This window comes from Stenotrophomonas sp. GL_111, from assembly GCF_057835245.1.
In genome coordinates this window covers 1,551,146-1,564,750 of sequence record NZ_CM174421.1, presented here as the reverse complement: position 1 = coordinate 1,564,750, position 13,605 = coordinate 1,551,146, and the positions used below count along the sequence as shown (strand labels likewise).

Sequence of the window (13,605 nt, the reverse complement as noted above, 5' to 3'; positions counted from 1 at the left end):
CACAGAACCGGCAATATCTATTTGACCAGGGACCACCTGAGTGCGAGAACAGCATGGTGCAAACCCAACTCAATGGACTGAATTCATGAGTATTGCTGGAAAACTGCTGATCACTCTATTCCTCGCCGCGGGGACACCTCGGGCGTACGCTGAAATATTGGTCAACGTCCAGCAAGATTCAACACAGATCGATGCTCACATCAGATTGACGTTGACCTATACAAACGCAGGAGAAAAATCAGCCTCCATCCCTCTCACGAGCCTGCCAAATTCGCTGAAGGATGGACGCCTTTGGAGCGATTCTTTTCAGATTATTGCTGCCGACGGCTCAACCCCGGCCTATCGAGGGATTCACGTAAACCTAACTCGCGAAGCGCGACTTGAAACAATAACTCTCGCCCCGGAGGAAAAAAGAACAGTAACTGTCGACATCACGGCAAGCTACGACCTTCAACCCGATACTCGCTATCGCATTTCGCCACCAGGAGTGCGCTACCGGGAGCTACAACCCAACGCAGCACAGACGTCTCCGATCGGCGAATCCAAGCGTTATATCTACAAAACGTCTCCGTTCATAGACATCGTCACACCCAGAATCACCCCAAAACCACCATCCCAGCGCGGATCTTCGCACAGCAGCACAGCCTCAAACCCCACAAGGTGCCCGCCGGACAAGCTCCTCGCAATAGTTGAATCCATGCCCGCAGCTCGGAAACTTCCGGGGGATACGAAGAGCTACCTTGACTCGCTCTATGGATTTGAACAGACGGAAGACTCAATCATAGCCACCTTCAATCAGTCGCCAAGATACACAACGTGGTTTGGAAATCATGGAGATCCCAATGAGGTCGACCCAGTCAACATCACAATACGAGAGATCGTCGGCGCCACGGCTTCTAGATTTGGGGTTCTACTCCAGCCCTCCTGCGACTGCCCCATTGAATTAGTCAATCGTGTCAATGCGTGGACAACTCAGGGCATCAACTACCTCATCAACTACTGCCCAAACTTCTTTTCACTTCCAATTGACCCAAATGATCAGACAGGGTCAAGGGCGGTGACGATCTATCACGAAGTTTCGCATTTTGACGACTTTCTTGCCAAAGGCACGTCCGACTATGACGCATCTTTTGCACTTCCATCTGAAGCGGCAGGCATGGCCCGAACTGATCGAGACCTCGCTGCTGAGCACGCCTATGGACTTGAGTACTTTGCCAAGAACGAATATTCCGAAGAGTGAAGCACTCGAAAAAGCTCCCTTCTCAACTCACCAGAAGGGCCATTATCCCTACCGTTGAAGCGGAGTATTTCTTGATTTTGGCAAGCGAGCGTCTTCTCTTCTCTGAAAAGACGCCCTATTGTCGCTGGAGACGAGGACTCAGCGCCCGGTTTTCACCTCGGTCCACAACCGGGTGTAGAGCTTGTCCACCTCCGGCGGGTTGATCGAATAGGTGAACATCTTGGCGGCCACGTCGGCCGGCGGGTAGATGGTCGGGTCGTTGCGAATCGCCGCATCCACCAGCGGAGTCGCCTTGGACACCGGGTTGGCGTAGTGGATGTAGTTGGTGTTGGCCGCGGCGACCTTGGGCTCGAGCAGGTAGTTGATGAACGCGTAGGCCGCCTGCGGATGCTTGGCATCCTTGGGGATGGCCAGCATGTCGAACCACTGCGGCGCGCCTTCGCGCGGGATCGAGTACGCCACGGTCACGCCATTGGCCGCCTCGGCCGCGCGGTCGCGGGCCTGGATGATGTCGCCCGACCAGCCCACCACCAGGCAGGTGCCGCCGTTGGCCAGTGAGCCCACGTACTGCGAGGAGTGGAAGTTCTGCACGTACGGCCGGATGCTCTTGAGCAGGTCGGCAGCCTTCTGCAGCGTGGCCGGGTCCTTGCTGTGCGGATCCTGGCCCAGGTAGTGCAGCGCGATCGGGATCATGTCCGACGGCGTGTCCAGAATCGTGATCCCGCAATCCTTCATCTTGGCGATGTTTTCGGGCTTGAAGATCAGATCCCAGCTGTTGGCGATATCGGTGCTGCCGCCGAAGCGCTGCTTGAGCATCTCCACGTTGTAGCCGATCCCCGTGGTACCGATCATGTACGGCACACCGTACTGGTTGCCCGGATCCTGCTGGGCGATGCGCTTCATCACCTCCGGATCCAGATTGGCCAGGTTCGGGATCTTGCTCTTGTCCAGCGGCAGGAACACGCCGGCCTGGATCTGGCGGCCGAAGAAGTTCAGCGTCGGCACCACCACGTCATAGCCACTGGACCCGGCCAGCAGCTTGGTTTCGACCATTTCATCGCTGTCGAACACATCGTAGGTGACCTTGATACCGGTGGTCTTCTCGAAGGTCGGAATGGTGTCTTCGGCGATGTAATCGTTGTAGTTGTAGACGTTCAGCACCTTGCTGTCGTCCTGCGGGGCGCCACCACAGGCGCTGAGCAGGGAAACGGCAATGCCGAGGGTGAGGATTCGCAGCTTCATCGGACTCTCCACAGGTCAGGTGCGAGTTGGGGGAACCGGCCGGACCGGCGCAACGGGTGCCAGCCTAACGGGCACGCCCCCATTTTCCCAGCACGCGGTCCTCACGGCCATGCCCAAAGTGGCGGCTGGGCCCGATCAGACGTTGAGCAGCAGGAATTCGCGCTCCCAGGAGCTGATTACCCGGAAGAAGGTCTCGTATTCCTTGCGCTTGACCGACACGTAGGCCCGGCAGAAGCGCTCGCCCAGCATCTCGCGCAGTTCCGGGCAGCCCTCCAGCCCGTCCAATGCCTCGCCCAGCGAGCGCGGCAGGTCGTAGCCCAGCTCCTTGGCGCTGCCGCTGACCGGCGCGGTCGGTGAGCCCTGCTCGCGGATGCCAAGCAGGCCCGCGGCCAGGGTGGCGGCCATGGCCAGGTAGGGATTGGCGTCGGAACCGGCGAAGCGGCTTTCCACCCGCATGTTCTCCGGGGTATCCAGCGGCACGCGCAGCCCGCAGGTGCGGTTGTCGAAGCCCCAGTGCACATTGCTCGGCGAGACCTCGCCGAACACCAGCCGACGGTAGGAATTCACATTGGGCGCGAAGAACGCCATCGCCATCGGCACGTACTTCTGCAGCCCGGCCAGGTAGTGGCCGAACAGCGGGCTGAAGTCCTCGCCACCGTGTTCGCCGGTGAACACGTTCTGGCCATCGCTGACCCGCAGCAGGCTCTGGTGGATGTGCATCGCACTGCCCGGCTCGTTCTCCATCGGCTTGGCCAGGAAGGTGGCGTACACCCCATGGCGCATCGCCGACTCGCGCATGGTGCGCTTGAACAGGAACACCTGGTCGGCCAGGTCCATGGCATTGGCGTGGGTGAAGTTGACTTCCAGCTGCGCCGCGCCGGATTCGTGGATCAAGGTGTCCACGTCCAGCTTCATCGCATCGCAGTAGTCGTACATCAGATCCAGGATCGGATCGAATTCGTTTACCGCGTCGATCGAGTACGACTGCCGCGCCGTCTCCGGGCGGCCCGAGCGGCCGGCCGGGGGCAGCAGCGGGAAGTCCGGGTCGGTGTTTTTCTGCACCAGGAAGAATTCCAGTTCCGGGGCCACCACCGGGCGCAGACCCAGCGCGGCGTAACCGTCGAGCACGCGCCGCAGCACGTTGCGCGGGGCCAGCTCGTGCGGCTCGCCGGTCTTGGTGAAGCAGTCGTGGATCACCTGCGCGGTTGGGTCGGTCGCCCACGGCACCATGCGCACGGTGTCCGGGTCCGGGCGCAGGATCATGTCAGAATCCGACGGCGAGGTCAGCTCGTAGTAGTCGTCGGGGAACTCACCGGTGACCGTCGTGGCGAAAATGCCCTCCGGCAAGCGGGTGCCGTAGTCGTGCGAGAACTTGTCGGCCGGGATGATCTTGCCGCGCGCATTGCCGGTGATGTCCGGGACCAGGCACTCCACCTCGGTGATGCGCCGTTCCTTGAGCCAGCGCAGCAGCGCGCTTTCCTGCGGCACCGGCGGCGGAGCGGCCTTGCGCGAGGAAGCGGCCGCTTTGCGCGACGGGGTGGCGGTTTTGCGCGAACGCGTTCGGGTGGTCATGACCGGTCTGCTTTGCTGGAGTAGCGGCGACAAGCATCGCCGAAGGCTTGGAAAATACTGTGATAGAACCGGTTTTCAGTGACACGCCATTCCGGATGCCACTGCACACCGAGCACGAAGCTGTGCGTGCGGCTGCGCGCGGCCTCGATCAGGCCATCCGGCGCACGCGCCTCGACGCGAAGACCCTCTGCCAGCCGCGCGATGCCCTGCCCGTGCACCGAGTTGACCGACACCGCCTCGGCACCGGCCCATTCGGCCAGCCACCCGTCGGCGGCCAGCGTTACCGGGTGCGCCGGCCCGTACTGCACATCCACCGGTGCATCGGGATCTTCACGGTGGTCGGCCAGCCCGGGAACGGCGTGCACGCGGGCGTGCAGGCTGCCACCCAGGGCGACGTTGAGTTCCTGGAAACCCCGGCAGATCGCCAGCACCGGCAGGTCGCGCGCCAGCGCGGCATCCAGCAGCGACAGCGCGTTGGCATCGCGCGCCGGGTCATGCGGGTTGCCCGGCCAGCTCGGTGCGCCAGCATACAGGTGCGGCTGGATGTTGCTGACCGCCCCGGTCAGCAACAGTCCCTGCACACGTTCGAGCCAGTCATGCGCGGGCAACGGCGGCTGCAGGCTGGGCAGCAGTACGGGGGTGACCCCGGCCGCCTCGACCAGGGCGCGGACGTACTTCTCGCCGGCCACCGCGAACCGGTGGTGGCCCAGCATCGTGCTGTCGGTGGGCAGGCCGACCCAAGGGGGCGAGACCATGCGTCATGCTCGGAGGACCTGCAGCCACGGTACCCCTGTGGCATGAGGGCGCGCAAGACACCGCCACCACCGCCCTGCCCGTCACGTGCCCGCCGCGATGGCTGCGACAGACTGTCCGCTGTTTTCCCGCACCGGGTTGCTGGCATGCTGTCGCGATGAATGTCGCCTGTTCCGTTCCCTGCCGGCGCGCGCCATGAGCCGCACCGACCAGGACCATGTGCCCAGCTGGTACGCCGACAGCGTGCCGGCGCAGGCACTGCGCGCGCCGCTGGCAGGCGATTGCAGTGCCGATGTCTGCGTGCTGGGCGCCGGCTATACCGGCCTGTCGGCGGCGTTGTCGCTGGCCGAGCGCGGCTACCGCGTGGTGGTGCTGGAGGCGCACCGCGTGGGCTGGGGCGCATCGGGGCGCAATGGCGGCCAGGCCATCGTCGGCTATGGCTGCGAGGTGGATACGCTGGAACGCCTGGTCGGCACGGACGACGCCCGCCTGCTGTTCGACTTTTCGCGCGAGGGCATGGCGCTGCTGCGGCATCGCCTGCAGCACTACGCCATCGCCTGCGACTGGCAAGAGGGTCACGCCAGCGTGCCGATCCGGGCCGTACAGGAACGTGCGCTGCGCGCCGGGTTGATCGAACTGGCCGAGCGCTACGACTATCCCCTGCAGTGGTGGGACCGCCAGCAACTGCGCGAGCAGCTGGACAGCCCGCGCTACCGCGGTGCGATGTTCGATGCGGCCAGCGGTCACCTGCATCCGTTGGCTTATGCGCAGGGCCTCGCACGCGCGGCGGAAGGGCTGGGCGTGGTGATCCACGAACGCTCCCCGGTGCTGCAGCTGGTGCGCGGTGCGCGTCCGCAGCTGCGCACCGCCGCCGGCACGGTCACCGCCGACCACGTGGTGATCGCCGGCAACGCCTGGCTGCAGGGCATCGCCCCGGAGCTGGAGAGCCGGATCATGCCGGTGGGCACCTATATCGGCGCCTCGCAGGTGTTGGGCGAAGAGCGTGCGCGCGGTCTGATCCGCAACAACATGGCGGTGGCCGACGTCAGCTGGGCGCTGGATTACTTCCGGCTCAGCACCGACCACCGCCTGCTGTTCGGCGGTCGTGCCAGTTATTCCGCGCTGCCACCGCCGGGGTTGCGCGGGGGGATGACCCGGCGCATGCACCAGGTGTTCCCGCAGCTGGCCGATGTGGGCATGGACCAGGTCTGGGGCGGCTACGTGGACATCACCCGCAATCGTGCTCCGCACTGGGGCCGGCTCACCCCGAATGTGTATTTCGCGCAGGGCTTTTCCGGGCATGGCGTGGCAGCGACCGGCCTGGCCGGCGCGGTGCTGGCCGAAGCCATTGCCGGCCAGTCGCAGCGGCTGGACGTGTTCGAGCGCATCCCGCACCGGCGTTTCCCGGGTGGCCGGCTGCTGCGCACACCGCTGCTGGTGGCGGCGATGTCCTGGTACAGGTTGCGCGATGCGTTGTGGTGATACCCCCACCCCTAAAGTTGCACCTGAAACGGCCGCTATCCCTGCCGACTCACTCGAATTCGAGCGTACGCCTCATGCCGGCACTGTTGCAGGGCGCTTTCGACAGCGACCCCGGTGATGCTCTGCCCCAGCGGATTCTGCTGGTGGAAAACTCGCGCACGTTCACCAGCATGCTGCGCGAAGCGATCGAGCAGCGGCTGGAATTGCCGGTGTCGGTGGCCACCAGCCTGGCCGAGGCCGGGCGCTTGCTGGATGAGGAACAGGGCTGGTTCCTGGTGCTGACCGGGCTGGTGCTGGCCGATGGCGACCGCGACAAGGTGGTGGAGTATTTCCTGTCGCGCGGGCTGCCCACCGTGGTGGTCAGCGGGGTCTACGACGAAGACCTGCGCAAGCGCGTGCTGCAGCAGCAGATCATCGATTACGTGCTCAAGAACACCCCGGGCAGCATCGACTACCTGGTGTGGCTGGTGCAGCGGCTGGAGCGCAACCGGCGCATCGCCGCGCTGGTAGTGGACGATTCGCTGTCGGCACGCATGTATGCCGCCTCGCTGCTGCGCATGTACGGCCATCAGGTTTACGAAGCGGCCGACGGTGCCGCCGGGCTGAAGGCCATCGAAGCGCATCCGGCGATCCGGCTGGCGGTGGTGGACCAGGAAATGCCCGGCATGGAGGGGGTGGAGTTCACCCGCCGCCTGCGCACCCTGCGCTCGCGCGACAAGGTGGCGGTGATCGGGATTTCCGGCAACACCGATCCCTCGCTGATTCCGCGTTTCCTGAAGAACGGCGCCAACGACTTCCTGCGCAAGCCGTTCTCGCGCGAGGAATTTTTCTGCCGGGTGTCGCAGAACGTGGACCAGCTGGAACTGATCGGGACGCTGCAGGATCTGGCCACGCGCGACTTCCTCACCGGCCTGCCGAACCGCCGCTGTTTCCTGGAGCAGAGCCAGCGCCAGCTGCCGCAACTGCAGCTGCGCGATGAGTTGGTGGCGGTGGCGATGATCGATATCGACCACTTCAAGCACATCAACGATACCCACGGCCATGAAGCCGGCGACGATGCGCTGCGCGCGGTGGCCGCGGCGGTGGCCGGGCACGCACGCGACCAGGACCTGATTGCGCGCTTCGGTGGTGAAGAGTTCTGCCTGCTGGTGCCGGGGCTGGAAGAGGACGAGGCGCGCGGTTATTTCGAACTGCTGCGCCAGCGCATCGCCGCGCTGGAGGTGGACCTGGGCGGCACGGTGCTGCGGATGACGGTCAGCATCGGGCTGTGCTGCCTGCGCCCGCAGCACGATTCGCTGCACCGGCTGATCTCCGAGGCCGACCGTCAGCTTTACCTGGCCAAGGCCGGTGGCCGCAACCGGGTCAGCTGCACCAGCGTGGCCAGCGTGGCGCGCGAGCCGGCACTGGTGCCTTGATCGAGATCAACGCGGGGCTGTCGCGATCACCCTAGAGTCGTTCCCAGTTGAACAGCGCGGGGAACGCACCATGGCACTTCTGGTCTGGCAGGACGACCTGAACATCGGCATCGACGTCATCGACCACCAGCACATGCGGATCGTGGAGATGCTCAACCACCTGCATGTCGCACAGGGCACCCTGCAACGGCTGGGCGTGGCCGAGGTGATCGATGAGCTGGTGGACTACACGATGTCGCACTTCGCCTTCGAAGAAGAGCTGATGGAAGAAGCCGGCTATCCGTTCTGCGCTGCGCACAAGCGCGTGCATGAGATCTTCATCAAGCGCGTGGCCGAGTACCGCCTGCGCTTCCAGGCCGGCGAGGACATCAGCGACGAGCTGCGCACGATGCTCTCGCGCTGGCTGTTCAACCACATCCGCGGCGACGACAAGGCCTATGCGCCGCAGGTCAAGCAGCACCTGAACCAGTTCGCCCGCGAGCACCAGCAGGGCGGCTGGCTGGGACGCACGTTGAAGCGCTTCTTCCGCTGAACCTGGCGCGGCCTCAGCGGCGGCGCGCGGCGTGCCGCCCCATGGCCAACAGCGCCACGATGGTGACCAGCGCGGTGAGGCACAGGTAGAAACCAACCGCGAGCAGGCCGAAGCGTTCCGCCAACCAGGTGGCCACATACGGCGCCGGTGCCGCGCCGAGAATGCCGGCGAGGTTGAAGGACAGCGACGCGCCGGTGTAGCGCACCTGCACCGGGTAGATCTCGGCCAGGAAGGTGCCGCACGGGCCGTAGGTGAGGCCCATCAGGAACAGGCCCAGCGACAGGAAGCCCAGCACCAGCCAGGGGCTGCCGGCCTGGAACAGCGGCGCGAACACCACCCCGAAGCCCAGGATCAGGCCGCTGGCCACGATCATCGTACGCCGCGTGCCCCAGCGGTCGCCGTAGCGCGCCGAAATCGGAATGCCCAGGGCAAAGAACAGGATGCCGACCATCTGCATCAGCAGGAACTGCTCGCGCGAGTAGTGCAGCACCGTGGTGCCATAGCCCAGGGTGAACACCGTCATCAGGTAGAACAGCACGAAGGTGGCGAACGCGCCCAGGGTGCCCAGCACCAGTGGCACCGAATGCTCGCGGATCACCGTCCACATCGGCAGCCGCACGCGTTCGTTGCGGTCCAGCGCGGCCTGGAACTGCGGGGTCTCATGGATGTTCAGGCGCACCCACAGGCCCACCGCGACCAGCAGCGAACTGGCCAGGAACGGCACGCGCCAGCCCCACTGCAGGAAATCGGCCTCGCTCATCAGCCGCCCCAGCAGCAGGAAGATGCCGGCCGACAGCAGGAACCCCAGCGGCGCGCCCAGCTGCGGGAACATGCCATACCAGGCGCGCTTGCCCGGCGGCGCGTTCTCGGTAGCCAGCAGCACCGCCCCACCCCACTCGCCGCCGAGGCCGAGGCCCTGGCCGAACCGGCACAACGCCAGCAACGCCGGCGCGACGATGCCGATGCTGGCGTGGGTGGGCAGCAGGCCGATCGCCACGGTGGAAATGCCCATGGTCAGCAACGCGGCCACCAGGGTGGCCTTGCGCCCGATGCGGTCGCCGTAGTGGCCAAACACCGCCGAGCCAACCGGGCGGGCGATGAAGGCCACCGCGAAGGTCGCCAGTGATTGCAGCAGGGCCGCGCCATCGCTGCTGTCCGGGAAGAACAGGTGCGGGAACACCAGCACCGCCGCGGTGGCGTAGATGTAGAAGTCGAAGAACTCGATGGTGGTGCCGATCAGGCTGGCCAGCAACACGCGGCGGGGAGAGTTGACGTCAGGTGCGGCGGAAGTCGACATCGGTCACAAAGGAAAGGGCAGCTGCCCGATTCTGCCACGGCCATGACGCACTGCGGCCGATGGTTGCAGACGACACCGTCGTGCTGTGACCGGGCCCGCACCCGTGGCCGGCTCAGCTGCCGAGGTGGATCCAGGTCGCCTTGAGCTCGGTGTACTTGTCGAAGGCGTGCAGCGATTTGTCGCGACCGATGCCAGACTGCTTGTAGCCACCGAACGGGGCGGTCATGTCGCCACCGTCCCATTGGTTGACCCACACGCTGCCGGCGCGCAGCCCGCGCGCGACCCGATGCGCGCGGCCCAGATCGCGGGTCCACAGTCCCGCCGCGAGCCCATACGGGGAGTCGTTGGCCAGCCGCAACGCGTCGTCTTCGTGGTCGAAGCCCAACACCGACAGCACCGGACCGAACACCTCCTCGCGGGCGATCTCCTGGCCCGCATCGACCTGGTCGAACACGGTGGGCTCCACGTAGCTGCCCCCGGCCACCACCTCCACACGCTTGCCGCCCAGCAGCAACCGGGCGCCCTGTGCTTCGCCGCGTCCGATGTAGCCCAGCACGCGTTCGGCGTGCGCGGCATCGACCAGCGCCCCCATCGGCGCATCCGGCTCGAAGGGATGCCGGGGCTGCATGTGGCGCGCATGGGCGAGCACGCGCGCGACGAACGGTTCCTGGATCGAGCGCTGCACCAGCAGTCGCGAGGCGGCCGTGCAGACCTCACCCTGGTTGTAGAAGATCCCGGTGGCGGCGGCTTCGGCGGCTTTGTCCAGGTCCGGCGCGTCGGCGAACACCAGGTTGGCGCTCTTGCCGCCGCATTCCAGCCAGGTGCGTTTGAGGTTGGACAGCCCGGCGCATTGCAGCAGCCGCTTGCCCACCGCAGTGGAGCCGGTGAAGGCCAGTGCGTCCACGTCCATGTGCAGGGCCAGCGGTTCGCCGGCGCGCTTGCCATCGCCGGGCAGCACGTTGAACACGCCGTCAGGGATGCCGGCCTCGGCGACCAGCGCCGCCAGCCGGATCGCACTCAGCGGCGAGCGTTCGGACGGTTTGAGGATCAGCGAATTGCCCGCCGCCAACGCCGGGGCGATCTTCCAGCACGCCATCAGCAACGGGAAATTCCACGGCACGATCGCCGCGACCACGCCCACCGGTTCACGGCTGATCAGGCCAAGCGTATCGGCCGCAGTCGGGGCGATTTCGCCGTACACCTTGTCGATCGCCTCGGCGGTCCAGCGCAGGCAGCGCACCGCGCCGGGCAGGTCGCCCTGGCGTGCGTCGCGTACCGGCTTGCCCATGTCCAGGCTTTCCAGCAGGGCCAGTTCGTCGGCGTGCTGCTCGACCAGGTCGGCCAGCCGCAGCAGGATCTTCTTGCGCTGGATCGGCGCGGCGCGCGACCAGTGCCCGGCCTCGACACTGCGCCGGGCCGCCGCGACCGCGCGCTGCGAGTCCTGCGCGCCGCAGTCGGCCACCTGCAGCAGCACCCGCCCGTCGATGGGGCTGATGCAGTTGAACCGCGCGCCATCGGCGGCATCCACGTAGCGGCCATCGATGAAGGCCTGGCCCTGCAGCACCAGCGCGTCGGCGCGGCGCTGCCAGTCTTCGCGGGTGGGAAGTGCGTGCATCGAAGGCTCCGCTGGCGGCCACAAGGTGCCCCCTTTATACCCGCCGCCATCACGGGCCGCCGTGATGCAACTGCGATAGAGTCGTGACCATCCGGCGCCCACGGAGTCACCGATGCCCCGCAACGAAACCCCGCTGTCCACCCTGGCCCGGCAGACCCCGGAGTCGCTGGACGCGTTCTGGATGCCGTTCACCGCCAACCGCCAGTTCAAGGCCGCGCCCCGCCTGCTGGTGCGGGCCGAGGGCATGTACTACCACGATGTCGATGAGCGCCCGATCCTGGATGGCGCGGCCGGGCTGTGGTGCTGCAATGCCGGCCATGCGCGCCCGCGCATCGTGCAGGCCATCCAGCAGCAGGCGGCCACGCTGGATTTCGCGCCGCCGTTCCAGATGGGCACGCCGCTGCCGTTCGTGCTGGCGCAGCGCTTGACCGCGCTGGCCCCGGCCACGCTCAACCATGCGTTCTTTACCAACTCCGGCTCCGAAGCGGTGGATACCGCGATGAAGATCGCATTGGCCTACCACCGCCTGCGCGGCGATGGCCAGCGCACCCGTTTCATCGGCCGCGAGAAGGCCTACCACGGGGTGGGTTTCGGCGGGCTGTCGATTGGCGGGCTGCCCAACAACCGCAAACAGTTCGGCCCGCTGCTGGCCGGCAGCGACTTCCTGCGCCACACCCTGGACCTGTCGCGCAATGCCTTCAGTCCGGGCCTGCCGCGCCACGGGGCCGACCTGGCCGATGACCTGGAACGGCTGATCGCCCTGCACGATGCCTCCACGATTGCCGCGGTGTTCGTCGAGCCGATTGCCGGTTCGGCCGGCGTCATCCTGCCCGCGCCCGGCTACCTGCAGCGGCTGCGTGAGATCTGCGACCAGCACGGCATCCTGCTGGTGTTCGATGAGGTCATCACCGGTTTCGGCCGGGTCGGCAACGCCTTCGCCGCGCAGCGATTCGGGGTCACCCCGGACCTGCTGACCCTGGCCAAGGGCCTGACCAACGGCGCGGTACCGATGGGTGCGGTGCTGGTGTCCGATGCGGTGCATACCGCCTTCCAGCAGGGCCCGCCGGCGGCGATCGAACTGTTCCATGGCTATACCTATTCCGGCCATCCACTGGCCTGCGCCGCGGCCCTGGCCACGCTGGAGACCTACGCCGAAGAGCGCCTGTTCGAACGCGCCATCGAGCTGGGCGAGTACTGGCAGACCCGTCTGCACAGCCTGCGCGGCCTCCCGCACGTGATCGACATCCGCAACTTCGGGTTGATCGGCGCCATCGAGCTGGCCCCGCGCAAGGACGCCCCGGGCGGGCGCGGGTATGAAGTGTTCGAACGCTGCTTCCGCGACGGCCAGCTGCTGGTGCGCTGTACCGGCGATGTGATCGCGCTGTCGCCGCCGCTGATCATCGACAAGCCGCAGATCGACCGCATCGTCGATGTGCTGGGCGAAATGATCCGCGCCACCGGCTGAGCCTGAACCCGGCGGCGGCGACTTAGCCGGCGCCGGTCTCTACAATGGTGGGTCTCGTTGCGCTCGCCTACCGGATTGCATGGACATTGTCGTCAAAGAAGAACTCAAGGCCTACATCGACCCGCTGACCGTCGACGAGCATGACGCGCTGGAGCGCAGCATCCTGGCCGAAGGCTGTCGTGACGCGCTGGTGCTGTGGGGCGACGTGCTGGTGGACGGGCACAACCGCCACGGCATCTGCCAGAAGCATGGCCTGCCCTTCCAGACCGTCCAGAACACCCGCTTCCAGTCGATGGACGACGTGCATCTGTGGATGATCGAACAGCACCTGGGCCGGCGCAGCGTGTCCGACTTCCAGCGCGGTGTGCTGGCGCTGCGCAAGCGCGACATCCTGGCCGAGCGCCATCGTGCCGAGCAGGCCCAGCTGCAGAAGGAAAGCGATGGCGAGATCGCCGATGCCGGTCTGGACGGCGACGAAGACAGCCCGCCGTGGGCGGCCGCGCCCAAGGTCAGCCGCGCCGACATGGCTCGCGAAGCCCGCCTGAGCAGCAGCCAGGTGACGATGATCGAGCGCATCCACAAGCAGGCCGCGCCGGAGCTGGTGGAAGCGGTCAAGACCGGGGTGATTTCGATCAGCGCCGCCGCCGCCGTGGCCGACCTGCCCGAAGACGAACAGCGCGCGGCTGCCGTGGCCGGCAAAGACGAACTGAAGCAGGCTGCCAAGCGCGTGCGCGAGGCCAAGCGCAAGCCACGCAAGCCCGCGCAGGACGTGCTGCACAGCGCAGACGGCAGCCTGGAGGCAGACCCGAGCCGCGAGGCCGAAATCGCCGATGCGCTCAACGCACTGGGCGAAGGCCCGGCCGAGCTGCGCCAGCGCGTGATCGCGCTGACCGTGGAGAACGACCTGCTGCGCCAGCAGCTGGCCGCACTGCGCAAGCAGCTGGCCGACGCCTGAGGTCCGTGGTTGCCGGCCAGCGACCGGCACTACCACC

The 13,605-nt window shown here is 66.2% G+C and carries 11 protein-coding genes; 6 read left to right on the top strand and 5 right to left on the bottom strand.

What is annotated here, in order from left to right; genetic code table 11:
- Positions 1-85: 85 nt before the first annotated feature.
- Positions 86-1,240, top strand: coding sequence for a M35 family metallo-endopeptidase (locus AC3IPM_RS07065; protein WP_489303253.1), 1,155 nt, complete (start codon positions 86-88; stop codon positions 1,238-1,240).
- Between the two features lie 138 nt (positions 1,241-1,378).
- On the opposite strand, the gene AC3IPM_RS07060 is transcribed toward AC3IPM_RS07065, so the two are convergent.
- From AC3IPM_RS07060 to AC3IPM_RS07050, 3 genes are all read right to left on the bottom strand, one after another.
- The gene (locus AC3IPM_RS07060) at positions 1,379-2,482 is read right to left on the bottom strand and encodes a polyamine ABC transporter substrate-binding protein (RefSeq protein ID WP_489303252.1); all 1,104 of its coding nucleotides are present in this window, start codon (positions 2,480-2,482) and stop codon (positions 1,379-1,381) included.
- A gap of 135 nt (positions 2,483-2,617) precedes the next feature.
- Positions 2,618-4,054: a glutamine synthetase family protein gene (locus AC3IPM_RS07055; protein WP_489303251.1), complete on the bottom strand. Its 1,437-nt coding sequence runs from the start codon at positions 4,052-4,054 to the stop codon at positions 2,618-2,620.
- Complete coding sequence (locus AC3IPM_RS07050) at positions 4,051-4,809, bottom strand: gamma-glutamyl-gamma-aminobutyrate hydrolase family protein (protein ID WP_489303250.1); 759 nt, start codon at positions 4,807-4,809, stop codon at positions 4,051-4,053. Before AC3IPM_RS07050 ends, AC3IPM_RS07055 begins: the two co-directional genes overlap by 4 nt.
- A gap of 193 nt (positions 4,810-5,002) precedes the next feature.
- Here AC3IPM_RS07050 and AC3IPM_RS07045 point away from each other — a divergent pair, with 193 nt between their 5' ends.
- The 3 genes from AC3IPM_RS07045 (at position 5,003) to AC3IPM_RS07035 (ending at position 8,236) form a co-directional block, all read left to right on the top strand.
- Positions 5,003-6,289 (top strand): NAD(P)/FAD-dependent oxidoreductase, encoded by a 1,287-nt coding sequence (locus tag AC3IPM_RS07045; RefSeq protein WP_489303249.1) that lies wholly within the window; start codon positions 5,003-5,005, stop codon positions 6,287-6,289.
- Between the two features lie 74 nt (positions 6,290-6,363).
- A complete protein-coding gene (locus AC3IPM_RS07040; RefSeq protein ID WP_489303248.1) occupies positions 6,364-7,704 on the top strand; it encodes a GGDEF domain-containing response regulator in 1,341 nt (446 codons plus the stop codon).
- Between the two features lie 70 nt (positions 7,705-7,774).
- Positions 7,775-8,236, top strand: coding sequence for a bacteriohemerythrin (locus tag AC3IPM_RS07035; RefSeq protein ID WP_489303247.1), 462 nt, complete (start codon positions 7,775-7,777; stop codon positions 8,234-8,236).
- Positions 8,237-8,249: 13 nt separating this feature from the next.
- Here AC3IPM_RS07035 and AC3IPM_RS07030 read toward each other — a convergent pair whose 3' ends face one another.
- On the bottom strand, positions 8,250-9,533 hold the full coding sequence (locus AC3IPM_RS07030) for an MFS transporter (protein ID WP_489303246.1): 1,284 nt from the start codon (positions 9,531-9,533) through the stop codon (positions 8,250-8,252).
- 112 nt (positions 9,534-9,645) lie between these two features.
- On the bottom strand, positions 9,646-11,148 hold the full coding sequence (locus AC3IPM_RS07025) for an aldehyde dehydrogenase (RefSeq protein ID WP_489303245.1): 1,503 nt from the start codon (positions 11,146-11,148) through the stop codon (positions 9,646-9,648).
- Positions 11,149-11,260: 112 nt separating this feature from the next.
- Here AC3IPM_RS07025 and aptA point away from each other — a divergent pair, with 112 nt between their 5' ends.
- Together aptA and AC3IPM_RS07015 are read left to right on the top strand one after the other, a co-directional pair.
- Positions 11,261-12,613: an omega-aminotransferase AptA gene (gene aptA / locus AC3IPM_RS07020; RefSeq protein ID WP_489303244.1), complete on the top strand. Its 1,353-nt coding sequence runs from the start codon at positions 11,261-11,263 to the stop codon at positions 12,611-12,613.
- A gap of 79 nt (positions 12,614-12,692) precedes the next feature.
- The gene (locus tag AC3IPM_RS07015) at positions 12,693-13,568 is read left to right on the top strand and encodes a ParB N-terminal domain-containing protein (protein WP_489303243.1); all 876 of its coding nucleotides are present in this window, start codon (positions 12,693-12,695) and stop codon (positions 13,566-13,568) included.
- Positions 13,569-13,605 lie beyond the last annotated feature (37 nt).